Origin of the sequence: Bradyrhizobium ontarionense (assembly GCF_021088345.1) — a bacterium.
Taxonomy (GTDB): Bacteria; Pseudomonadota; Alphaproteobacteria; order Rhizobiales; family Xanthobacteraceae; genus Bradyrhizobium; species Bradyrhizobium ontarionense.
The window spans coordinates 4,705,900-4,729,091 of the sequence record NZ_CP088156.1; the positions used below are offsets into that span (position 1 = coordinate 4,705,900).

14 protein-coding genes are annotated in these 23,192 nt (G+C 66.2%); 5 read left to right on the forward strand and 9 right to left on the reverse strand.

All coding sequences use genetic code 11. From position 1 onward, the window contains the following. Positions 1-11 precede the first annotated feature (11 nt). Positions 12-1,646, reverse strand: a complete 1,635-nt coding sequence (locus tag LQG66_RS20810; protein WP_231317549.1) for an FAD-dependent oxidoreductase — start codon at positions 1,644-1,646, stop codon at positions 12-14. Positions 1,647-1,820: 174 nt separating this feature from the next. Here LQG66_RS20810 and LQG66_RS20815 point away from each other — a divergent pair, with 174 nt between their 5' ends. Beyond that, a complete protein-coding gene (locus LQG66_RS20815; RefSeq protein ID WP_231327877.1) occupies positions 1,821-2,378 on the forward strand; it encodes a MarR family winged helix-turn-helix transcriptional regulator in 558 nt (185 codons plus the stop codon). 550 nt (positions 2,379-2,928) lie between these two features. On the opposite strand, the gene LQG66_RS20820 is transcribed toward LQG66_RS20815, so the two are convergent. The 3 genes from LQG66_RS20820 to LQG66_RS20830 all read right to left on the reverse strand — a co-directional run bounded on the left by LQG66_RS20820 (position 2,929) and on the right by LQG66_RS20830 (position 9,010). Continuing rightward, positions 2,929-4,080: an IS110 family RNA-guided transposase gene (locus LQG66_RS20820; protein WP_231317550.1), complete on the reverse strand. Its 1,152-nt coding sequence runs from the start codon at positions 4,078-4,080 to the stop codon at positions 2,929-2,931. A gap of 73 nt (positions 4,081-4,153) precedes the next feature. Then, positions 4,154-6,616, reverse strand: a complete 2,463-nt coding sequence (locus LQG66_RS20825; protein ID WP_231317551.1) for an adenylate/guanylate cyclase domain-containing protein — start codon at positions 6,614-6,616, stop codon at positions 4,154-4,156. Between the two features lie 276 nt (positions 6,617-6,892). Beyond that, positions 6,893-9,010 carry an AsmA family protein gene (locus tag LQG66_RS20830; protein WP_231317552.1) on the reverse strand — a complete coding sequence of 706 codons (2,118 nt, stop codon included), beginning with the start codon at positions 9,008-9,010 and terminating at the stop codon, positions 6,893-6,895. A gap of 215 nt (positions 9,011-9,225) precedes the next feature. Between LQG66_RS20830 and LQG66_RS20835 the strand changes: the two genes are divergently transcribed. Both LQG66_RS20835 and LQG66_RS20840 read left to right on the forward strand, forming a co-directional pair. Beyond that, positions 9,226-9,900, forward strand: a complete 675-nt coding sequence (locus LQG66_RS20835; RefSeq protein ID WP_231317553.1) for a Crp/Fnr family transcriptional regulator — start codon at positions 9,226-9,228, stop codon at positions 9,898-9,900. Between the two features lie 332 nt (positions 9,901-10,232). Continuing rightward, entirely contained in the window at positions 10,233-11,858 is a 1,626-nt protein-coding gene (locus LQG66_RS20840) for a glycosyltransferase family 39 protein (RefSeq protein ID WP_231317554.1), read from the forward strand. Between the two features lie 20 nt (positions 11,859-11,878). Here LQG66_RS20840 and LQG66_RS20845 read toward each other — a convergent pair whose 3' ends face one another. From LQG66_RS20845 to LQG66_RS20860, 4 genes are all read right to left on the reverse strand, one after another. Continuing rightward, complete coding sequence (locus LQG66_RS20845) at positions 11,879-15,025, reverse strand: efflux RND transporter permease subunit (protein WP_231317555.1); 3,147 nt, start codon at positions 15,023-15,025, stop codon at positions 11,879-11,881. After that, positions 15,025-15,951 (reverse strand): efflux RND transporter periplasmic adaptor subunit, encoded by a 927-nt coding sequence (locus LQG66_RS20850; protein ID WP_231317556.1) that lies wholly within the window; start codon positions 15,949-15,951, stop codon positions 15,025-15,027. The genes LQG66_RS20845 and LQG66_RS20850 overlap by 1 nt, the downstream gene beginning before the upstream one ends. 173 nt (positions 15,952-16,124) lie before the next feature. Further along, entirely contained in the window at positions 16,125-16,802 is a 678-nt protein-coding gene (locus LQG66_RS20855; RefSeq protein WP_231317557.1) for an OmpA family protein, read from the reverse strand. Positions 16,803-16,934: 132 nt separating this feature from the next. Further along, a complete protein-coding gene (locus LQG66_RS20860; protein WP_231317558.1) occupies positions 16,935-18,491 on the reverse strand; it encodes a caspase family protein in 1,557 nt (518 codons plus the stop codon). A gap of 331 nt (positions 18,492-18,822) precedes the next feature. On the opposite strand from LQG66_RS20860, the gene LQG66_RS20865 reads away from it, so the two are divergent. After that, a complete protein-coding gene (locus LQG66_RS20865) occupies positions 18,823-19,629 on the forward strand; it encodes an N-acyl homoserine lactonase family protein (RefSeq protein WP_231317559.1) in 807 nt (268 codons plus the stop codon). A gap of 1,049 nt (positions 19,630-20,678) precedes the next feature. On the opposite strand, the gene LQG66_RS20870 is transcribed toward LQG66_RS20865, so the two are convergent. Then, the gene (locus tag LQG66_RS20870; RefSeq protein ID WP_231317560.1) at positions 20,679-21,743 is read right to left on the reverse strand and encodes a L,D-transpeptidase; all 1,065 of its coding nucleotides are present in this window, start codon (positions 21,741-21,743) and stop codon (positions 20,679-20,681) included. A gap of 209 nt (positions 21,744-21,952) precedes the next feature. Here LQG66_RS20870 and LQG66_RS20875 point away from each other — a divergent pair, with 209 nt between their 5' ends. After that, positions 21,953-22,849, forward strand: a complete 897-nt coding sequence (locus LQG66_RS20875) for an efflux RND transporter periplasmic adaptor subunit (protein WP_231317561.1) — start codon at positions 21,953-21,955, stop codon at positions 22,847-22,849. The last annotated feature ends 343 nt before the right edge of the window (positions 22,850-23,192 follow it).

Genomic DNA, 23,192 nt, shown 5'->3' on the forward strand with positions numbered 1-23,192 from the left:
ATACCGGTCCTTCAGTTCAGGCCCGCGGCCCGTGCGATCGCCGCATCGACCGCCGCGCGCGTCGCATGCCGGAAGCGCGCGGCGACATAGCCATCGGGGCGCAGCAGATACGATGCGCCGGGCTCGGCCGCATAGCGCGTGGCTGCAAATCCTTCTGCATCGACCAGGCCGTCGTCGCCGCCGATCCTGATCACGCCGACATCGTCCGGCACGTCGGGCGCACGGCCGTTCTCGAAAGCAAGCAGGGTGAAGCGCTTGCCTTGCGCTGCGAACGCGTCGGTCAGAAACAGCGCGCGTCCGTCGCGCTCTCGCAGCGGCGCATCGGGCATCGAGGTGCCGGGGCACGGCCCGCCGCGCCACGTCTCGTGATCCACCGTCGACAGCGGCGTGTCATAGACCGAGGGCACCGACAGCCGGCCGCCATTGACCATGCGCTTGCCGAACTCGGTCTCCTTCGCCAGCGACAGCACCGCCTTGCGAAGACGCGCCTCCTGGTGCGAATTCGGCGCCATGAAATCCGTAGCACGGGTCGACTCGCGAATGTTCTCGTCCGCCGCGGCGCTGCGCTCGACATGATAGGTCTCGAGCAGCGCGGCCGGCGACTGCTTGCGCAGCACGCGATCGAGCTTCCAAGCCAGGTTCTCCGCGTCCTCCAGACCGGAATTGGCACCGCGCGCACCGAACGGCGACACCTGATGCGCGGAATCGCCGGCAAAGACCACCCGGCCATGCATGAAACGCTCCATGCGCCGGCACTGGAACTTGTAGAGCGAGATCCACTCGAACTCGAACTGATCATGCCCCAGCATGCGCGCGATCCGCGGCCGTACATTTTCAGGGAGTTTCTCGATTGCGGGATCAGCGTAGCGACTGAGCTGCAGATCGATGCGCCAGACATCGTCGGGCTGCCTGTGCAGCAGCGCCGAGCGGCCGGGATGGAACGGCGGATCGAACCAGAACCAGCGCTCGGTCGGAAATTCAGCCGTCATCTTCACGTCGGCGATCAGGAACTGGTCCTCGAACACCTTGCCGGAGAAGCCCGCGCCGACCATCTGGCGCAGCGAGGAGCGCGCGCCGTCGCAGGCAATCACATATTGCGCCGACAGGAGATAAGGCCCGTCGGGCGTCTCGATCGTCAGCACGACGCGATCGTTGCGCTGTTCGAGCGCCGTCACCTTGTTGCGCCAGCGCAGCGAGATCGCCGACAGGTCGTTGACACGGTCGACCAGATAGGCCTCGGCATAGAACTGCTGCAGATTGATGAAGGCGGGCCGCTTGTGACCGGGCTCCGGCAGCAGGTTGAACTGATAGAGCTCCGACGGGCCGTGAAAGATGCGGCCGACGTTCCAGACGACCCCCTTGTCGACCATGCGGTCGCCGACGCCGAGCCGGTCCCAATATTCCAGCGAGCGCTTGGAGAAGCAGATCGCCCGCGAGCCCTCGCCGATGCGGTCGGCATCGTCGAGCACCACGACCGCGTGGCCACGCTGCGCGAGATCGATCGCGAAGGATAGACCGACGGGGCCGGCGCCGACAACGACGACCGGGTGCTCGGCCGGCGCCGCCTGGCCCTGATCGCCGTGGCGATGATAGCCGAACTGAACCTTCGCCTGGCTCGTGCTCTGCCCTGGATTGGCCTGCACCATGGCTCGTCTGCCCTGCTCTTTGTACGAATCTTGTAATTGAAGCTGGCGTTTCCCGTGGCGTCCGACCCGCCTGCAGCGCCTTTCAACCGAGGCCCTTGCAAGATAGTCTCACCTGCAACTATCTTACACATCACGGCCCAGGCCGCGTCAACTCAAAAAAATCGGAGCGCGTTCGTGGCGGATCCATCGACCGGCGAGCCCAGGCGGCAGACCAAATCCACTGAAGGGAAGCGCGACACTGCAACGCAGCAAGAGCCCGAGCGCCTCGACTTGTTCAAATTCGCGCCGTTCCGGCTGAATCGTCTGGCCGCCGAGGTCAGCGCGGCACTGGCCAGCGAATACCGCGAGCGCTACGGGCTCGACATTCCGGAATGGCGCGTGCTGGCGACCCTCGGCTTCCGCCGCGAGGCCTGCAGCGCACAATATGTCGCGCAATGCACCCGCACCCATAAATCGACCATCAGCCGCGCCGTAACATCGCTGCTCGAGCGGCGACTGATCGAGCGGGTCGAGAATGCCGAGGATCGGCGCGAGTTCCGCCTGCGCCTCACCCGCAAGGGCAAGACGCTGTATGAAGAACTGATCCCGCGTTTGCAGCAAAGGGAGCGCGACATCATGGCCTGTTTATCTGCCGACGAGCGCGACACGCTCGACCGGCTGATCGGCAAGATCGAAGCGAGCCTCGATCTGATCCAGACCAGCGAGGAGGCGGACGCCAAGCAGGCGTATTGAGGAGAGCTTCGTAGGGTGGGCAAAGCGCCGCCGGAGGCGGCGCGTGCCCACCGTTCTGCGTCAAACTGCGGCGGTGGGCACGGCGCGCGAGACTGCGGCCAACAACAGGCACCACCCAGGCGCCTTTGCCCACCCTCATATGGGGTCTTGTGAGTCAAGTCTCGTTCGATAGGTCGAGGTTGTTTTTTCGAGGATGCCGTTCGTTTCCTTAGAGGTGGTGTGTTCGGCGGAGCAAAGCCGACGTCCGCGCGCTCTCGATTTTGCGCCGTAGCGGACGGCGGCTTTGCGGGTGGGCAGGGCGACGTCTGGCGCCACGAACCTGCGGTCTCGGTCGAGGACTGGCTTGCGAAGATTCTGCAGCTGTCCGCTGCATCACCTCATATCCGGTCGGATGAAGTCATCCGGGCCCATGTTCCGCATGCTTGCGGCGAGAAGCCAAAGAGGATGAGACCCATCTACAAGACGGCTGGTGGTACGGCCCTAGGGTGGCACGGTCATCATCCATCCTCGCAAGACCGCGGCGAACCGCGGGCCTGATCGCGAAGTTCGTTTACGCCTTCATCAGGGCCTCCTCGGGCACGAGGCCGGTCTCGAGATAGCGCCACAGCGCCACGACGAGCTTGCGCGCCAGAGCCACGATCGCAATGCGCCTGACACGCTTGCCGGCGTTGAGCGTGCGGGTCTGGAACCAGCGGCTGAGCGCGCTGTCCGGCTGATGGCGGACCCAGAGCCAAGCCAGCTCGATCGTCTTCAGGCGGACGTGCGGATTGCCCGCCTTGCTGATGCCCTGCTCACGATCGATGCCGCCGCTCTTCCATGGGCTCGGTGTCAGGCCGCAATAGCTGGCGACCTCGCGCCGGTTGCGGAAGTTCTTGTAGAACAGCTCGCCCGCCAATGTCGTGGCGAAGGCCGGCCCGAGCCCCTTGAGCCGCTGCAGCTGCTCCCGCCGCTTGGCCATCGCCTCCGGAACGACAGCCGCCTGCGCTGCCTCCTGGCTCTGCTCCAGCGCCGCGAGCTGCTCGCGCACCAGCATCAGACGCGCGTGCTCGCGCTTGACCTCGGCCAGAACGTGGGGCGGCAGCGGCTCACCCTGCCAGTCGCGTTGCTGCTCCAGCCAGGTGAGCCAGTTGCGGCGGCGCGGCGCGCCGACCTCCAGGCCGGACAGCCGCAGCAGCGCCTTGATCCGGTTGGTGTGGGCCGTCTGCTCCGTGACCAGCCGGTCGCGCTCGCGGCCGACCCGCCGGGCGTCCTCCTGCTCCACCGTCGGCACCCGGACGATCCGGACCACCCGGGGCTCGCCGCGCAAATGGGCCATCAGCGTGCGCAGCAACAGCTCGCCGTCGATCCGATCCGTCTTCGCCCGCCGTGCGCGCTGCTCGACCGCGATGCTTGCCGGATCGAACACCAGATTGTCGATTCCGTTCGCGACCAGCAACCGGTGCAGCCAGAAGCCGTCATAGCCGGCCTCGTAGCAGCTCGCCACGCGCGGCTCCGATCCGAGCTTCTGCGCCGCCCGGGCCCGCGTCTTGGCGATCAACGCCAGCAACCCGACCTGATCGACTCCGTCGAGCTTGTGCCGCGACATCCGTCCCTGATCGGGACTGTGCAACGTGATCAGCCAGCTCTTCTGGCTGAGTTCAATTGCAACGAAAATCGTGCCAGTATCTCCGGCGGTGAGCGTGCCTTTGGTCGATGCTTGCATCTGACTCTCCGAGGGTTCGAGTGTGGAAACCCAAACCTATCGGAAGGGCTCGCTCACCGCTCCCCCATGGAATCTACTTGTTCGTTGCGGACGAGCGCCGCCTCTCCCCGGACGCCTCGATCACTTCGGCGCTCTCCCCGCGCCAGCGCAGGATCTCCATCGCCAGCACCGGATGATTGAAGCCCTTCAGATGCAGGTCGTCGATCGGCCTTGCATCGACCGACTGTTCGACGACGCCGAAGACACGGCGGGATACGATCACCTGCCCCGCCTTGGCCTCGTCGCACAGCCGCGACGCGAGATTGGTGACGCTGCCGATCGCGGCATATTCGAGCCGATGCTCGAAGCCGACCTGACCGAGCGTGGCATAGCCGAGCGCGATGCCGACACCGAAGCCGAGGCTGTGACCACGATTGCGCCAGCGTTCGGTCAACTGGCCGACCTCGTCGCGCATTTCGAGCGCCATCCTCACCGCGCGGGTGGCGTGGTCGTCGAACGGGATCGGAGCGTTGAACAGGATCATCACGCCATCGCCGGCATAGCGATCGAGCGTGCCCTCATATTTGAAGATCAGCTTGCCCAGGGCCGCGTGATATTCACGCAGCACGTTCATGGCCTCTTCGGGCTCGGTGGTCTCCGTGAACGACGTGAAGCCGCGCAGATCGCAGAACACGACGGTCACCTCGCGGCGGTGGCTCTCGAGCAGCGCGTCGTGCCCGTCCGACGACGCGATGATCTGCGCCACCTGCGGCGCCAGGAAGCGCTCGAGCCTGCGAATGCGCTCGATTTCGCCGAGCTGCTTCTCGACTCGCTCCTCCAGCGACTTGTTCCATTCGCGCAACTGCTCGGTCTGCTCGGTAAGCTTGGCCGCCTGCTGCTGCACGGTGTCATGGGCCAGCGCCAGCTCGCGGCCCTTCTGATCGACCTCGGTGAACAGCCGCGCGTTGCGCATGGCGAGCACCGCCTGGTGGGCGAAGGTCCGCATCAGCCCGATCAGGTTCGGCGGGAAGGCACCGGCTGACCGCCTGAGCACGACGAGCGCACCGAGCACGCCCTGCTGATCGACCAGCGGCGTGAACAGCACGGCACGAAATCCAGCCGCCACGGCGACGTCGCGCAGCGGGTGATCCGGCGCGCTTTCCAGCTCGGCAATCGCGATCGGCTCGCCGCTACGTACCGACTCGGCCAACAGACTCGTCTGCTCGTCGAGCATGGTGTGCGCGCCGTTCTGCGCGCGGTCGACGCCTTTGGCCTCCACCAGCCTGAAGCGGCGTTCGGCGCCGTCATAGGAATAGATCAGCACCGCGTCGGCGTGGGTGATCTCGAGCGCGCGCGCCGCCACGGTCGGCAGCACCGCATTGAGATCGAGCGAGGATGACACCGCGCGTCCGACCTCTTCGAGCACCTTCAGCTCGTTGATCGACTGCGCCAGATCGCGCGTGCGCTCCTCGACCTTGGCCTCCAGCACGGAGTAGGACTGCGCGAGCTGGCCCGCCATGCTGTTGAACTGGTCGGCGAGCTCCTCCAGCTCGTCATGCGTCTTCACCTCGATACGCTGGACGAAATCTCCGGCGCCGAGCCGGCGCGCGCCGGCGCGCAGAGCGGTGATGGGAACGAGCATGCGCCGCGCCAGCAGCGAGCCGGCGAGCGTCGCAACCGCGAGGCCAAGCGCGATCAGCAGCGCGCCGCGCAGCAACTGGTCGCGGATCGGTGCCAACGCATGCGCGGTCGACTGTTCGAAGAACACGGCCCAGCCGAGCTTGGGCAGCGTCGCGACCGCCGACAGGACGGCGTGCCCCTCGCCGTCGGTGCCGGATGCCAGCGGTTGCCCGTCGGGGGTGAGCACCGCTGCGACCTGGGGCAGCTTGGAGAGGTCCTGGCCGACAGCCGGCCCCTTCGCTGAGCTCGCCAACACCTGGCCGCGCGGATCGACCACATAGGCGATGCCGACCTTGCCGACCTGGGCCTCGGTCATGAAGTCTTCGAGAAAGTCGAGGTCGATGTCGGCAACGGTCACGCCGGCATTGAAGCCGGAATGCGCGACTGAGATCGACATCATCGGCTGCGCGCCCTTGAACGTCACGGAAGAGAAATTGGTCCCGTGGGTGACGGTGTCGGTGAAACGCAGATCGCGTGACAGATCGTTGCCCGACGAGAACGAGATCGAGGTACGCGACACCCGGAGCTGCTCGCGGCCCGCACCGTCGAGCTGATAGAGTTGCGTAACTGCGGGCACCTGACCCAGGAGCTGGGCATAGTCGGCGCGACGCAGCTCGAGCGTATTGGCGCTCGCCCGCGTCACCCAGCTGATCTGGCGCTGCAGGTCGGAGACTGCCTGGTCGATCCGTCGGGCGCTCGCGTCCGCCTTTTCCGCCATCGCCGCCGTCAGGCTGGCCTTGGTGGCCTGATAGCTGATCCAGGTTTCAGTCACGCCATTGACGGCCAGCACGAACACGACGAGCCCGACCAGCGAGACGACATATTTGGCGAACAGACCCTGTCGCAGCGACCAGCCTCTGTTCTCGACCCCGTTCATCCGGACCCCTCGCGCGCAACACGCCCAGGGGCCCCCAAGGGGCGCAACTCCAGACGGGCGGCTTCGCTGCCGTTCCGACGCGACAACGACGATTTTGGTGACGGACCGCGCTCTGTCGAGACGGCCCGCCGAATACCTCTGTCTAGCACAGATCGGCGGGGCGCATGGGCGGCTTTCGGACGTGGTCAACGTGACCTGGAGATTCGTCATCCGAATGACTGATGATCGTTTCCTGGCGATGCGCGCGGATCACATCCGACATCTCGCGGCCGCATGTTACCTGTTGAAGATGCGCTTCAGGACATCGTTCATGGGCTGGCTGTCCCGAGCGCTGTCCTGCGGGGGCTCGGAGGAGTTCCCTCCACCCTGTGCTGCGCCCTGGTCGGCGTCGGTCACCGGCGGCGCCGGGTTGGCTTGCGGTGGCTGCAGCGCCGGAACGCCGCCTTCGGAGGGATTCAGCGTGCGGCCACGGCTTCGGCCTGGCGGCTGCGTACCCTGCTGCAAGCCCTGCTGGATCAGATTGCCGATCGCCGCTCCGAGCTGACCTCCCAGCGGATCGGATTGGCCCGCGGCCGGCGCCTGCGTGTTCGGGGCTGCGGCCGATGGCGCACCGGTCGAGCCGGCGGTGCCGGGGGCAGAGTTTCCGATCAGGCCGCCGATGCCGTTGATCAGATTGTTGAGTCCCGCACCATCCTTGCCGAACAGGCCCTGCCCCATCTGTTTGAGCTTGGCGTAGGCGGCGTCGGGATTGTCGAGAATGCCCGCCATGTCGGGATAGAAGCGCGGCTGGCTCCAAGGACCGTCGATGATGACGGGAATGCCGAGACCGATCGGATCCGAGGTGCGGCCCTGCCCCTCTGTCGTCATCACGAGCTTCGGCTCGACGCGCATCGCCAGCGCCCGGTTGCCGAGATCAATGGTGCCCGCACCAGCGACCTTCACCAGCGGTCCGACGAGATTGAGGTCGCTCGTCGTCGCCTGGCCGCGCTCGACCTGGAACGAGGCCGAAAGCTGCGTGAGATCGGTCGACAAATCCTTGGAGTCCTGCCACCCCGACAGCGGATTGGTCGTCAGGGAGCGGATCATCTGCGCGACGTTGATGCCGCGGATGGCGCCGTCCTGGAACAGCAGGAAGGCCGATCCGCTGAGATTGCTCATGATCGCCTGCTGGCTGGCGCCGCTCGACCGCAACGCCAGCTTGCCCTGCATCCGCGCATCGAGCTTGTCGAACTCGGCGAGGCTCGAGAGCAGCGGCAGCGCCCGGACGCCGACGAGGTCGCAATGCATGGCATAGGTGGGATTGCCAGCCGAAGCGTCGATCACGACCTCACCGTTGGCCTGCCCGCCATAGACGCCGAGATTGGAAATCGTTGCCTTCAGCACGCCGCCGGCCAGCAACGCCTCCACGTCCAGCGGGCCCAGCCGAGCGCCCGAAATTCCAACATCCGTCGCCGACAGCCTTACGCGTGCATCGACATAGTTCAGGCCGCGCAGATCGATCGCCGCCGTGCTCCATCCCGAGGCGTGGGCCGAACTCTGCGGTGCGGGGCTCGCAATATCGAAACGGCGCACGTCGAGATCAACCTTCACCAGCGGCTTGCTGGCGAGATCGATCGAAGCCCAGCCATTGAAATCGCCATCCCCGAGGGTGCCGCTGAGGCCGTTGATCATCACCAGCGGACCACTCAAGCGGACGTCGGCGCGACCTGCGAGGAGACCTCGAAACGTACCGGTCATCTCGACCTTGAAATCGAGCGGCACCGTCTGCCGATCCAGCGGCATCGAAGGCGCCGCCGCCGCGATGTCGAACGTCATCGGGCGGTCACCGGCCCGGGCCGCGCCCGTCACCTTGATCTTGCCGTCGTCGCTCAGCGCTGCAGTCGCGCCGATGCCGTCGAGGCGGTTTTCGACGCGGTCGCGCGGATTGGAAAGAATGACCGCACCGTCTCTGACCGTCACCCGCTCGATCCGGATCGAGGGCGGCGCCTCGGGTTTCGCCCCGGCGCGGCTGCGCGGAGCGCCGTCGCGCAGACGTTCGCGCAGCAGCGGCAGATAGAGCGTGGGCTTGTCGATGACGAGTTCCGCGATCTCGGCTCGCCCGGACCACAGGCTCGACAGCGCCATGTCAGCCTGAACCTTGCCGACCGTCAGTCGGTTGTTGCCATCCCGATCCCTGGGGTCCTGCAGGGTGACGTCGGTCAGCGTGGCACGAAACGACGGCCACAGGCTGACGCTGGCGGAACCGGCCATGCTGAGACGGTAGCCGGTGTCGCGCTCGACGCGGTCCTGGATGGCGACCGTCAGGAATCCCGCCGGCAGTCCGAAGGCAAGCGCCAGGATCAGCACGAGAAGGATGACGCCAACCAACCCGCCTGCGATCTTCAATGCTTTCATGTCGATGTCCCAATCGCGTCGCGCGAGCGGTTCACGCGGGCGGGCGTACGGCGGCGCCAGACCCGTCGAGGCCAATTCTATCCCGCAAACGGCGGACCGCTCCAAGAGCGTTGAAAATAGTCGGGAGCACGTGCGTCATTATGTGACTTATGACACACTTCCGCCTGAGCGGTTTCGGTAACTGAGGCTTTCAAACCATTGCTGAAGGTATAGTGATGAGCAAGCAGGCCGAATTTGCGGTCATCCTGAAGATGAACCCGATGTTCGCGGACCTCGGCGGCGACGAACTGCAGCGTCTCTCGACCCTGTGCCACACCCAGCATCTCTCCGCAGGTGAGATGCTGTTTCAGAAGGGTGATCCGGGGAACGCGTTGTTCGGCGTGCGCCGCGGCCAGATTCGCATCGAGACCGGCGCCACCGACGGCAGCCGCCTGACCCTCAACTTCATGGGTCCCGGCGATCTGTTCGGCGAGGTCGCGGTGCTCGACGGGCAGGAGCGTACAGCCGACGCCACCGCCGGAGAGGTCACTGAGCTGTTCGTGCTCCGACGGGAGGACTTCCTCAGCTTTCTCGAGCGTGAGCCGAAGGTTGCGATCAGGATCATCCAGCTGTTGTGCCAGCGCATCCGCTGGCAGAGCGAGCGGATGGAGGAGTCGGTGCTGCAGCCGCTGCCGGTCCGTCTCGCGCGCCGGCTGTGCGCACTGGCCGAGGATTTCGGCTCCGAGGTCCACATCTCGCAGGAACAGCTCGGCGTCTTCGTCGGCGCAGCGCGGGAGAGCGTCAACCGCCAGCTCCAGGCGTGGCGCAAGGACGGCATCCTCGACCTGCAACGCGGCCGCATCCTGCTGAACAACATCACCAGGCTCAACGCGATCGCCCGCAACGAGTAGTCGGCGGACCGGGGAACAAGCCAGCTGACGAGGACAGCCGCCAGCTCCTCCGCATCCGCGTGCCTTCGGCGCCGCTTCGCACCGCTCGCCCCGAATTTGTCCATCCTGGGTCCAGTCCGTGGCCGGAACTGTCCACCGTGCATCGTTTCGTATCGACCTCGGCCAAACATGATCGCATTTGGGCCACCACACCTCACAATTTGGGACATGAACTCTTTTTAACAATTCTAACAGGGGTCAATCCGGCAGCGGCCATGTCCCTTCGCCTGCGCGCGTCGAGCGCCCGGGACGGAGCTTGTCGTGCCAGAACAACGTAGTTTGGAAGCGAAGTCATGAGTCTTGCGTTGCCGGCGATTGCGATCGAGACGACCGGCTCGGTCGCACGCTGGCGCAGAGGTATCGCCAGCTGGATCGATGCCGTCGAGGACGGCTGGGCGGTCCCGGCGCTGATCGCGGGGTTCGTTGCGGCCTGGATGGCGTATCTGTCGATCGCCTATGTGGGCGGCGACCTCCATCAGGACGTGATCGAGACCTGGTCGCTGGGCCGCAGCTTCGACTGGGGCTCATCCAAGCATCCGCCATTGATGGGTTGGGCCGCGCGGGCCTGGACGACGGTGTTCCCGCTGACCAGCTGGTCGTTCAACCTGCTGGCGCTGACCAACGGGGCCGTCGGGTTGTGGGCCATCGACCTGATCACGCGGCGCTTCGCGCGCGGCGACAAGCGCCTCGTCGTGCTGCTGTTGCTGATGCTGCTGCCGATCTATCAGCTGCACGCGCAGCGCTTCAACGCCAACGCCGTGCTGCTGTCGAGCTGGCCGCTCGCGACCTACTGCTTCCTGCGCTCGTTCGAGACCCGTCATGTCGGCTGGGCCGTTGCGGCGGGCGCGACCGCCGCTCTGGCCATGCTCGGCAAGTACTACTCGATCTTCCTGATCGCCAGCTTCGCGGTCGCCGCGCTGTGTCACCGTGATCGACGGGCCTATTTCACGTCGTGGGCGCCGTGGATCGCCGCCCTCTCCGGCCTCGTCGCACTCGCGCCTCATCTCTACTGGCTCGCCACGACAGGTGCCCAGCCGTTCTCGCATGCAATCGAACATCACGTCGGCAAGACGGCCGCGGCCGCCTTGGTCGAAGGTGGCGGATTTGTTCTCGCGCTCGCCGGCATCGTCGGCGTGCCGGGCCTGATATGGCTGGGGATGACGCGGCCCCGCCCGGGTCGCGTGTTGAACGACGCGCTCAGTCTCGCCTCCGGGCTCCGGCTGCTGGCGATGATCAGCATCGGCACCGTGATCCTGCCCGCATTGATCTCTGCGGTCTTTGGCACCGACATGCCGCCCCTGTGGGGCCTGCAGGGCGTGTTTCTGTTCGTCGTCGTGATCGTGTGCGGCGCCAGCTATGACGTCCCCCGCGACATGACGATCAATCTCGCCGCCGCCACGATCGGGATTGCGGCGTTCGCGGCTACAGTGGTTGCGCCGCTTCACGCGCTGTACCGGAACTACGTTCCGCTCAGCGAGGGCCGCAACTTCTATGAGCCCGCCGTCCTGGAGCTGACGCGCCTGTGGCATGCCGCGTCGAACAGCGAGCTTCCCGCGGTGGGCGGCGATGACGGCCTCGCCTTTGCCGCCGCCTTCTACAGCCCCGACCATCCGCGCTATGAGATGAGCCTCGTGCATCCGCACGAGCTGCAACTCCAGGGAGCGGCGCAGGGCTGGGCCGCCCTGTGCTATGACACCGACATTTCCTGCATCTCCGGCATGCAGGCCGCGGCCTCGCGCGCCAGGCATTGGGTCCGTGCCGACTTCACACTGAGGACCAACCTGTTCGGCTGGCGAGGTGCGAGCCAGGGTTTCGTCGCGCTGATCGTGCCACCGGACGATAGCCGCCCCAGCGAGCCCGGCCAGGACCTGGTCGAGGATTTCGGCGCCACGAGCGGCATGCCGTCCGCGGCGAACTGATCAACCCGCCGCGCCATTCGTCATTCCGCGGCCGGCGAGACCATCGATGGCGGCGGCTTCTGCTCATGAACCTTGCCGGCTTCGTGATCCGGCGCGTCCGTGCCCTCTGCCGACCCCACGATCAGCGTGCGGCCGAGTCGCGCGAACAACGAGCCGACATCGTCCATCACCAGGAACATCGCCGGCACGAACAGCAGCGACAGCACGGTCGAGAACACCAGGCCGCCGATTACGGCAAGCGCCATGGGCGAGCGGAATTCGCCGCCCGCGCCGACCGCGAGCGCGCTCGGCATCATGCCGGCGACCATCGCGATCGTCGTCATCACGATCGGACGGGCCCGTTTCATGCCGGCATCGATGATCGCCTCATCACGCCGTATGCCGGCATGGATCGCTTCGACCGCAAACTCCACCAGCATGATCGCATTTTTGGTGACGATGCCCATCAGCATCATCATGCCGATATAGACGGGGATCGTGAGCTGCTTGCCTGTCAGCATCAGGGCGCCGATCGCGCCGCCGATCGAGAGCGGCAGCGAGAACAGGATCGTGATCGGCTGCAGGAAGGTGCCGAACAACAGCACCAGCACCGCGTAGACGATCATCAGGCCAGCCGTGATCGCGCTGATGAAGCCCGAAGCCAGCTCGTTCAGGCTTTCGGCATCATCGGATGGGATCACCTTGACGGCACTCGGCATGTTCTTCCTGACCGGCAACTCGTCGATCTGCTTGTAGGCGTCGCCAAGGGCCGCAAATCCGACGAGATCGGCCGCAATCGTGGCTTGCCGTCCTCGGTCATAACGGCTGATGCTGGTCGGGCCCTGATCGAGCTTGATGTCGGCGACCACCGACAGCGGCACTCCGCCCTTTTCACCGTACTGGCCGAGCGGCACCCGCAGCTGTTCCAGGATCTTCACGTCGCTGCGCGCCGCATCCTCCAGTTGGACCCGGATCGGGACCAGCCGACCGCCAACGTCATATTTCGCCAGCGCAGGCCCGACATCTCCGATCGTGGCGACACGGATCGTCTGCGACAGACTTTCCGTCGACACGCCGAGACGCGCGGCCAGATCGGCGCGTGGCTGCACCCGCAACTCGGGCCGGTCGAGCGATGTGTCCGACACTACGTTGGAGATGATCGGGATTCGCTTCATCTGCGACGCCAGTTCGCTCGCAACGTTGTCGACCAATTTGGGGTCGGAGCCCGTCAGAACGAGCTTGATCGGACGCAGGCTGTTTTCATCCGTGAACCAGAAGCGGATGTCAGGGATGTTCTCGAGGTCCTGCGTGATCGCGAGCTCGAGCTCCTTCTGGCTCAGGCTGCGGTCGGCCTTCGGCGTATAGTTGACGATCATCCCGGCGCGGCGAACCTCCATGGCCCCCTGCAGCCTGCCGCCGTCGACGAAGACGCTGCGAACCTCGGGCCGCTTGCGCAGGCGCGCCACGATGTCTTCGGTGACCATCTCGGTGTAGGCGAGCTGCGCGCCGGGCGGCAGTTCGATCGCGAGCAGGGATCGCGCTGCGTCCTGGGCGGGCAAGAACCCTTGCGACAGCAGGGTCGTGCTCCAGATCGACGCCGCGAAGATCCCGATGCCAAGGAGAACCGTGATGAAGTAATGCTTCACGGACCACGTCACGATGCGCTGATACGCACGCAGGATGAACCCCGGCGGAGGATCGTCGTGATGGTGATCCTTGAGGAAATAGGCGGCCAGCATCGGCGTGACGAAACGCGCCGCCAGCAGCGAGAAGAACACCTGGACCGAGACGGTGATGCCGAACTGCTTGAAGAACTGTCCGGCGATTCCGGACATGAAGCTGGCCGGCGCAAAGATCGCGATGATGGTCAGGCTGATCGCGATGACCGCGAGCCCGATCTCGTCGGCGGCGTCGAGCGCCGCGCGATAGGGCGACTTGCCCATCCGCATGTGGCGGACGATGTTCTCGATCTCGACGATGGCGTCGTCCACGAGAATGCCGGTCGACAGCGTGATCGCCAGGAACGAGACCATGTTCAGCGAGAAGCCGAGCAGATCCATCGCCCAGAAGGCCGGAAAGATCGACAGCGGCAGCGAGATCGCGGCGATCACCGTCGCCCTGAGATCGCGCAGGAACAGCAGCACGATGATGACGGCGAGGATGGCGCCCTCGAACAGCGTCGATATCGCGGCTTCGTAATTGCCCTTGGTGAACTCGACCGACGTGTCGATCAGCTTCAGATCGACGTCGGGATGGGCGGCCTTCACTTCGTCGATGCGCTTTTGCACGGCGGCGGCGACGACCACGTCGCTGGCACCCTTGGAGCGCTTGATGCCCAGCGCCACCACGGGCTCGCCATTGAAGCGGGCGAAGGTCCGGCGATCGGCGATCGTGTCGGTGACGGTACCGAGATCGGCGAGCCGCACTTCACCACCGCCGAACAGGGGAATCATGGTGTTCGAAAGTTCGTTCAGCGTCTTGGCGCCGGCGAGCGTGCGGATGGCCTGGTCGTTCCTGCCGATTTCGGCACGACCGCCGGCGACATCGACATTGGTGCCGCGCAGGCTTTGGCTGACATTGACCGCGGTGAGGCCCATGGCCTGCAGCCGATCGGGATCGAGCGAGACCAGGATTTCGCGCTCGACGCCGCCGATGCGCTCGACCTGACTGACGCCGCGCACGCCCTGGAGCTGCCGCTTGACCACGTCATCGACGAAGAAGGACAATTGCTCCGGGGTCTTGCCCGGCGAGATCGCCGCATAGGTCACGATCGGCAGGCCGATCTTGTCGACACGCGAGATCAGCGGCTCGGTGACGTTCTGCGGCAGGTCGGAGCGCACGCGGGTGACGGCGTCCTTGACGTCGTTGATGGCACGATCGGTGTTGGTCTCGAGCGCGAAGGTGATCGTGGTCACCGAAAGGCCGTCGGTGATCAGCGACTGGATGTGGCGCGCGCCCTCGACGCCGGAGACGCCGTCTTCGATGATCTTGGTGACCTGCGACTCCAGCTCCGACGGAGCCGCGCCGAATTGCGCCACCGCGACCGAAATCACCGGGATATCGGCGTTCGGCAGCCGCGTCACCGCGAGCTTGGTGAAGCTCATCCAACCCAGGATCAGCAGGATGATGGAGAAGAGGATCGAAGGCAGCGGGTTGCGAATCGACCATGCCGAGATATTCAGTGCCATCAGCGTACCCGCGTGCGATCGATGTCTTCGGCGAACATGGTCTTGATCTGGTCGCCGTCGTGCAGCGAACTGCCGGCGTCGGCCACCACGATTTCACCCTCTGCCAGACCCTCGAGAATTTCGGTCGACGTATCGGACACCAGGCCGACCCGAACCCTGCGGGTCTCGATCGTATTGCCCTTCACGATCTGGATGGTGAGATGATCGATCGCGGTATTGGGAACGGCGATACCGCAGCTCCGCCTGGCATCGATGTTGGCGCGCGCGAACATTCCAGGCTTGAGCGACGGATTGCTGGTCAGCGTGATGCGGACATGGCCGAGCTGGGTCGACCGGTCGACCTGAGGCGCCACCACACGCAGACGGCCGATGATGTCGGGCTGATTGTCGCGGGTGATACGCACGGGCGCGCCCGCGCTGAGCTTCAAGAGATGAACGCTGGGGACTTCGGCATCGAGCTCCAGCTCGTTGTTCACGGCAATGCGGAACATCGGGCCCGCCTGAGGCGAAGCGGGCGCACCGGCAATCGTGCGGACTTCCGTGACGACGCCCGCCGCCGACGCACGTAACGACAACGGACGGCCGGCGGCTGCGGCCGGCGCGCCCGGCTGAGGCGGTGGCGGCGTCAGTCGTGCCATCTCCTGGTTGTCGGTGACCGTGTCGCCTTCCTTGACCAGGACGTCGGTGACCCGCGATCCCTCCTGGTCGGCGCCGACCACCGCCTCACGGCGGGGCACGACGAAACCGGTGACGCGCACCAGATCGGAGAAGCAGGACTTGCCGGCCTTGGTGACCAGCACCTGCGCCTGCATCCGCGGCTCCTCGGCGGCCGGATGTGAGCGATGCTCGTACCAGTAATAGCCCGTGACCAGGGCCACGAAGACCACCGCGCCGGCGGTGGTTTTGAGGGATTTTGGCAGCTTCATCGGGGAAACGATCCGGACGGCTCGAACTGCGGTTTCACGATGGACCAGCCGCTGACGCGACCATGGCGCGCGACGATCCGACACGACAATACGCCCCGCAAGCCTGCGGGACGCATCTGGTCACCTCGATCTCTGGCCACGCGACCCCCGACGGCGCTTGTGCAGACACGGAGCTACTGCGCGGCCGCGGTCTTGCTCTGCATGTTGACGACCTGGACGCGGCGGTTGACCTCCGCGAGCGGCTGGCCGGGATCCTTCAGCTTGCTCTTGCCGTAGCCCACCGTGACCAGATCGGCGCCGGCAATGCCGAACTTGTCGATCAGGTAGCGCTTGATCGAATCGGCGCGCCGCTCCGACAGGTCCTGATTGTAGGCCTCGCCGCCCGCCGCGTCGGTATGACCGGCGACGACGAAGGTCGATCCCTTCAGATCGGCGCTCGTCAGCGCCCGGCCGAGCGCCTGCACCGACGGCAGCGACTTCTGGCTGATGGTGGCGGAATTGTAGTCGAAGGTGATTTCGAGATCGATGTTCGGCTTGGCCTTGGCGATGGTTGCGATCTCCTCGCGTTCCTCTGATGACAGCGAGCGCGTCGAGCGGCCGCGGATGCTCTGCAGGAACTTGTCCTGCTCCGGCGGCACGGCGGGCGCCGTCTCGGTGGGCGGCGACATCGACAGCCCCCGCGTCAGCGGCTTCCTCGGCCCGGCCAGCGCCCGGACGATCTGATCCTCGGTCACGTCATCGGCCGCGAAGGCCGGTATGACGCTCAGCGTTGCGGCTGCGCCCAGCGCGGCGGCCACGAGCAGACCGGTCAGGCCGGCGGCTCTGGTCGAATTCGTCATTGGTGCGGTCATTGCCAATCCCTCCTCACGCGAAACTCAGCTGCCGTCCGCCGCGAAGGCCCGCTCGCGACTCCCGGCTGTTCGCTGATATGTCGGTCCGGCCTGCTGCATGGTTCGAGCGAGCCGGCTGTGGCCCGCAAGAAATCAGCGCACGCCGTAGCTTTCGAATTCGCGGACGATGTTGGGGTCCATCGCCTTGGCATTGGCAATGTCGAGCGCGCCCTCCTGCGCGGCGCCATTGCGCTGCTTGGCCAGCCCGCGCCCGTACAATGATGAGGTCAGCCGCGGATTGATCTTCAGCGCCGCGTCGAAATCGGCAATCGCGTTCTTGGCCGCGCCGCTCTTGAGGTTCACCAGGCCGCGGCTGTCGAGCGCATCGACGAAATTGGGCCGCAGCCTGAGCGCCTCGTTGCAGTCGCGCAGCGCGGCCTGCAGATCGCCGGCCACGGTGCGGGCCCAGCAGCGGTTGTTGAGCGCCTCGACGTCCTTCGGATTGATCCGGATCGTGTCGTCGAAATCGCGGATCGCGAGCGCATAGGCGCCCTTGCTGGCATAGACCTGGCCGCGCCGGTACAGCGCGCTGGCGTCGTCCGGATTCTTGGCGAGCCTCTCGTTCAGTCCCTTGATGACGGGATCGTCGGCGAACGCGTCCGGCGCAGGCGCTGCCGGAGCAGGGACCGCGGGAACGACCGGGGCGGTGGGCGCCGCATTGGCAATCGCCGACGACGGAGCAGGTGTCGGCTGCGCCGGGGCGGCGGGCGGCGGCGTGTCCACCTTCTGGGCCGGGGTCGGCGGCGCAGGTGGAGGCACAGGCAGCGGCGCGGGCGGCAGCGGCGACGGCACCGGCGGCACCAGCGCCGCCTGTGACGGCGTCGGCGCGGGCGTCGGAACCGGGGCAGTGTTGCTCTCGGCCGGCAAGTTCGGACGTGCGCCGCCTGCTCCCGGCACGAAGGAGAAATCCTCGGCCAGCGACGACGAGATCCACGGCACCTGCTCGCTGCGCGAGGCCCGGGTGACGCCGACGCGGGTGCGGTTCAGTGTTTCCTCCGCGGTCAGGTCGGGAACGCGGATCTCCTTCAGCAGCTCCTGCACGAACAGGCTGCGGTCGCGCCCGGTGTCCGACACGACCGAGGACAGCGCGGCCGAATACATCACCAACGTACCGCTCGGCGCGATGACCGGCGCCAGCCCGATCGATGCGGTGCGGAAGCGCCGCTCATAGGGATTGCGCCTGGAGGCGTCGAGCAGCGCGATCTTCACCCCGGCGCCGCGGCTGTTGATCTCCTGCAGCACCTGCTCGAGGCTGATGCCGTCGCGCCGCACGTCGGCCTCCTGCCAGATCTGCGCGTCGATCGGGATCATGTAGCTGGTGCGGCTGGACTGGACGCCGAAGCCGGAGAAGAACACCAGCGCCACCGAGCCGGGCTTGATCTTGCCATAGAGCCGCTCGAGCGCGCGGCGCATCGCATCGCCATTGGCGTTCTCGAGCGTCTCGACGCCAAAGCCGTCGCGCTTCAGCTCGTCGGTGAGATCGCGCGCGTCGTTGATCGGCTCCTTCAGCGGCGCCTCGGCATCGGGATATTTGGCGTTGCCGATCACCAGGGCGAAGCGGTCACCGGCCGCCAGCGCGGGCCGCGAGAACGCGGCCGACACCACGACGGAGAACATCAAACCGAGCAGCAACAGCAGACGAGCAGTCATCACGATGGCGGTCCAGCGGTCCAGCAAACAGGCGCCGTCCAGCTTGCGCCGCGGCGACCTTATCCCACGCGTCAGGCATTATCAAATCGCCGTGACGACACGTCAACCGCTTGCGACGGCTGGAGAATCGCCACGTACGGCGGGTTTCGCCCGCCTCCCTTCGATCGCCGGATATGGAACGCGACCATGCAACGAACCGACGCGGAAGACAGTGAGCCGCCTCACACTGTGTCGCCCCGCTCCTCGATCCGGTTCGCCGCGTCGCGATTGACCTCGCGGCGCGACGATGGCTCGATGCCACCGTCGCCAGCCAGCAACGAGACGAGCCGTCATGGGGAATGCCGCCGAGATCTACGCCCTGCGCTATGCGACGATGCCGTCGCGGACGCCGCACATGAACTTCCTGCAGCCGGACCCGCATGATGCGGTCGCGCAGGACCTCGACTATTTCGTCTGGCTGATCCGCTGCGAGGGGCGCGACATCCTGGTCGACACCGGCTTCAACGCCGAGGAGGCGCAGGCCCGCAACCGCAGGCTGACGCGGAATCCGATCGATGCGCTGGCCGCTTTCGGCGTCAACGCCGCCGATATCCGCGACGTCATCGTCACGCATCTGCATTACGACCACGCCGGTAATCTCGACCGCTTCCCCAACGCGCGCTTCCATCTGCAGGAGCGCGAGATGGCCTATGCGACGGGACGCTGCATGTGCAACGGCCTGCTGCGCCATCCGTTCTCGGTCGAGCACGTCACCACCATGGTGCGCCACGTCTATGGCGAGCGCGTCACCTTCCACAGCGGCGACGGCGAGGTCGCGCCCGGCGTCACCGTGCACCGGGTCGGCGGCCATTCCGACGGCCTGCAGGTGGTGCGCGTCGCGACCGCGCGCGGTCCGGTCGTGCTCGCCTCCGACGCCGCGCATTACTACGCCAATTTGCAGCGCCGCAGCCCGTTTCCGATCGTCTACAATGTCGGCGACATGGCGCTGGGCTGGGAGATCGTCGAGCGCCTCGCCGACCATCCGGACCGCTTCATCCCCGGCCACGACCCGCTCGTGACCGAGCTCTATCCGCGCGTCAGCGAGGCCGCCGATGCCTATGCGCTGCATGTCGCGCCGTCGCGGTCGTTCGCGAAATAGAGGCGCGGCAGGCTCGGGAGATGTGATTGGCATGGGCGTCGCTTCCACCATCCCAAAGCGTTGCCGAATTGCTCCGCCGTCATCTTTGCTCCGCTGTCATCGCCCGGCTCGCCGCCTTCGCTGAAGCTCCGGCGCGCCCTGAGCAATCGTGGCCGCGTCGAAGCCGAAGGCGAAGACGGGACCGGGCGATCCAGTACTCCGAGAGGGCCCGGCTCGATCACGACGGCCGCGGCGTACTGGATCACCCGCCTCCGCGGGTGATGACACCTGAATCGACGCACGACCTGTGCAAACAAACATGCCACCGCGTTCTCGCGGCGCGTTTCGCGTCCGAGCTGTGATCATCGAGACACCCTCTTCGAAATAGAGGGCGCAGGGAAGGCCAGGCCTCGGCTGAGGCCTGCGGTCCGCGTGCAGCAAAAAAGCACGCGGCAGAACCACAGGTCAGCCGGATGACCCGGCCCTCCCTGCGCGACGGCTTTACGGATTATACGCAGTCTCCCCGGTGACCGGGCTTGTTTGCCACCGTGGCGACAACGCGTTTGACGCGTTGCGCGGACCTCAGCGTCGGGAGGCCAGGACCCTGCGACTTCACCGTCCGCGGCATGGCGTACGTCGGCGTGCGAGCACGCTGCGCCACATCGCGGCCATCGCATCCCACCCCAACGCGTCGTGACGTTCGCGCAGCGCCCCTCTTCAATGAGGCGGGACGGGCGCAAATCTCCACCTGATTTGCCCGACGGCGCAAGTGGTTTCTTTTTTACCGAAGGACTGGACAGGCCAAATCAGCTTGAGATGGCTGAACAAATTAGTCCATGCGCGCAGGACGACGACGCGATCCGTAGGGTGGGCAAAGGCGCGCTCACCCGCTCTCTCGGCCGACAACGCTGTCGGGCGCGCCGTGCCCACCATCGGCATCGTGGATGAGCGCGGTGGGCACGGCGCGCACGAGCACTGCGTCTGCGGTTGGCCACATCGGTTGCGCGCCTTTGCCCACCCTACGGCAGCAAGGCATATCCTATGAGTTGATCGCGCGCGAATGGAGTCGGTCAATGCATCTCCACCGTCGCCTTCTTCGCCAGGTGCTCGCCGAGGAAGCGGGCGTCCCAGTTGGTCATGCGCACGCAGCCATGCGACTCGGTCTTGCCGACCTTGGAGGGTTCGGCGGTGCCGTGGATGCCGTAGCCGTTGCCGATCGACAGGCTGATCCAGTAGGAGCCGACCGGACCGTTCGGACCCGGCTTGATCGTGAACGGCTTCTGCGACTTGACGCCGTGGAATTCGTAGTCGGGGTTGTAGCGGTAGTTGGGATCGGCATCGCGCGAGGTGACCTTGAAAGTGCCTTCGGGCGTCGGCTTCTCCTCGCTGCCGACCGTCGCCGGGAAGAACGCCACCATGTGGTTGTCCTTGTCGAAGGCCTGCACCGTGCCCTCGTCCTTGTTGATGGCGAGCCTGGTGATCGGCGCGAGCTTCGGCTTCGACTGATCCTTCTTGTCCTTGAACTCCGCCTTCGACTCTGGCTTGGCCTTGGATTTTTCCGCGCGACCGTCCTTGGCATTCTCGGGGAACGCGACGACGTTGGCGACGAAGATCTCCTCGTCGGCCTTGTCGAAGGCCTTGCCGGGGTTGAGCGCACTGAGCAGGTCCTCGCTCATATGGAACTTCTCCGCCAGCGCCTCGCGCGGGGTGGCGTAGCCGATCGCCGGAAGGTCCTTCATCGCCTCCAGCTTCTTCGGCATCGGATTGAGGAAGGGTCCCTTCACGTCCTGCTTCGTGATCCTGTAGGACACGATGGCCGGCTCCTGGTCCTGCTGCGTCAGCGCGGCCCACAGCTCTTGTGTCAGCTTGGCGCCGCTCTTCAGTCCCTTGGCGGCGGCGAAGGCGGCGAGCGCCTTCTGGGCGTTGTCGCCGAAGCGGCCGTCGATCTCCCCGGGCGAGACGTGGGCGCGGTCGAGCAGCACCTGGGCGCGGATCGCCACCGGGTCCGTCTTGTCCTCGGCCGGCGGCCGCTTGCGCAGCTCGGCGGTGTTGACGGCATCCGCCGTGGGCTCGGTGGCCTGCGCCGGAAACACCAGCGCGGTCGAGAGCAGAAGCGGTATCCAGAGCCGAAGCATGATCGTGATCCCAGATCGAGGCTGTGCAGGTTCAGCTACAGCAACGTGGCGGCAGGGCATAAGTTCGGCCGACGCGGGGCGATCGGCGCTGAACGTCGCGAGGGTCTGGCGCGACTATGGAAGATGCGGGGTCATCTGGCCCGGCGGTCGCGCGTCTGCTATCTCGACGAGGGCCGTTCAATGAATGCGTCGTCGAGGATCGGTTTCGCATGGGACATTCCGGACTTGCTTTGAGGGCACTTGCCGTCAGGGCGCGCCAGCTGGCGCTGGTCGCCGCAAGCCTCACGGCACTGGCGCAGGCAGCTTCCGCAGCCGACAGTCCCGACGCGCCCAAGGGGGCCGCCGTCAGCGTGCTCAAGGCCACCAAAGCCTGCTTCGACAACACGGTCGAGGTGTCCGGCATGGTGCTGGCGCGCGACGAGACCGCGGTCAGGCCCGACCGGCCCGGACTGAAGGTCGCGGAGGTGATGGTCGACGCCGGCGACACCGTCACGGCCGGCCAGAACCTGGCGCGGCTGACGCCGCCCGAGGGCGGCACGATCATGGTCCAGGCGCCGGTCGCCGGCACGATCCTGTCGTCGAGCGCCACCATCGGCGCCCTCGCTTCGGGGCGCGGCGAGGCGCTGTTCTCGATCCTCGCCCGCAACGAATATGATCTGGTCGGCCTGGTGCCGAGCGCCCAGCTCGGCAAGCTCGCGGTCAACCAGCCGGCGCGGATTCGCATTGTCGGCGCCGGCGAGGTCGACGGCAAGATCCGCCGGGTGGCGCCGACCGTCGAGCCCAACAGCCAGCTCGGCCAGGCCTTCATCGCCATCACCGGCAGCGCGAGGTTGCTGGTGAATGCATTCGGCCGCGCCGTGATCAAGATCGGCCAGAGCTGCGGCGTCGCGGTGCCGCTGACCGCGGTGCTGTACGATCCTGACGGCACCGTGGTGCAGGTGGTGCGCGCCCAGCGCATCGAGACCAAGCGAGTCGAGATCGGCCTGATGGCCGGCGGCCAGGTCGAGATCCGCGACGGCCTCAGCGAGGGCGACGTCGTGGTCGCCCGCGCCGGCGCACTGCTGCGCGAGGGTGATCCGGTGCGCCCGGTCATGGCGAGCAACTGACGGCGGCGACGTCGCAAGGCGACCGCTGACTGGAGTAGCTGAGCGTCTCATCCGGCAATATTGCAATCATCGTCGAACGAGAGGCGCGAGCTGCCGCGGCACGAACGGTAGGCTCCCTCTCCCCGTGCTTACGGGGCCGCGACGAGCTTCGCTCACGCTGAGAGGGTTGGGGTGAGGGGCAGCCACACCCAGTGGCGAAAAATGTAAGACCTGTACCCCCTCCACCCGGATTACATCTTCGATGCAATCCGACCTCTCCTCGCAGGCGGGGAGAGGTTAGCACCGAGCAAGCCGCAACGGGCCGCTTACCACCAATGGCAGACGGTGGCAGCTCGCACGCGCA

Excerpts from the sequence above, each read along its gene's own strand:
- LQG66_RS20830 (WP_231317552.1), bottom strand. The coding sequence starts at position 9,010 with ATGAAAGCATTGAAGATCGCAGGCGGGTTGGTTGGCGTCATCCTTCTC.
- LQG66_RS20810 (WP_231317549.1), bottom strand. The coding sequence starts at position 1,646 with ATGGTGCAGGCCAATCCAGGGCAGAGCACGAGCCAGGCGAAGGTTCAG.
- LQG66_RS20820 (WP_231317550.1), bottom strand. The coding sequence starts at position 4,080 with ATGCAAGCATCGACCAAAGGCACGCTCACCGCCGGAGATACTGGCACG.
- LQG66_RS20870 (WP_231317560.1), bottom strand. The coding sequence starts at position 21,743 with ATGCTTCGGCTCTGGATACCGCTTCTGCTCTCGACCGCGCTGGTGTTT.
- LQG66_RS20865 (WP_231317559.1), top strand. The coding sequence starts at position 18,823 with ATGGGGAATGCCGCCGAGATCTACGCCCTGCGCTATGCGACGATGCCG.
- LQG66_RS20845 (WP_231317555.1), bottom strand. The coding sequence starts at position 15,025 with ATGGCACTGAATATCTCGGCATGGTCGATTCGCAACCCGCTGCCTTCG.
- LQG66_RS20860 (WP_231317558.1), bottom strand. The coding sequence starts at position 18,491 with ATGACTGCTCGTCTGCTGTTGCTGCTCGGTTTGATGTTCTCCGTCGTG.
- LQG66_RS20840 (WP_231317554.1), top strand. The coding sequence starts at position 10,233 with ATGAGTCTTGCGTTGCCGGCGATTGCGATCGAGACGACCGGCTCGGTC.
- LQG66_RS20850 (WP_231317556.1), bottom strand. The coding sequence starts at position 15,951 with ATGAAGCTGCCAAAATCCCTCAAAACCACCGCCGGCGCGGTGGTCTTC.
- LQG66_RS20875 (WP_231317561.1), top strand. The coding sequence starts at position 21,953 with ATGGGACATTCCGGACTTGCTTTGAGGGCACTTGCCGTCAGGGCGCGC.
- LQG66_RS20855 (WP_231317557.1), bottom strand. The coding sequence starts at position 16,802 with ATGACCGCACCAATGACGAATTCGACCAGAGCCGCCGGCCTGACCGGT.
- LQG66_RS20825 (WP_231317551.1), bottom strand. The coding sequence starts at position 6,616 with ATGAACGGGGTCGAGAACAGAGGCTGGTCGCTGCGACAGGGTCTGTTC.
- LQG66_RS20835 (WP_231317553.1), top strand. The coding sequence starts at position 9,226 with ATGAGCAAGCAGGCCGAATTTGCGGTCATCCTGAAGATGAACCCGATG.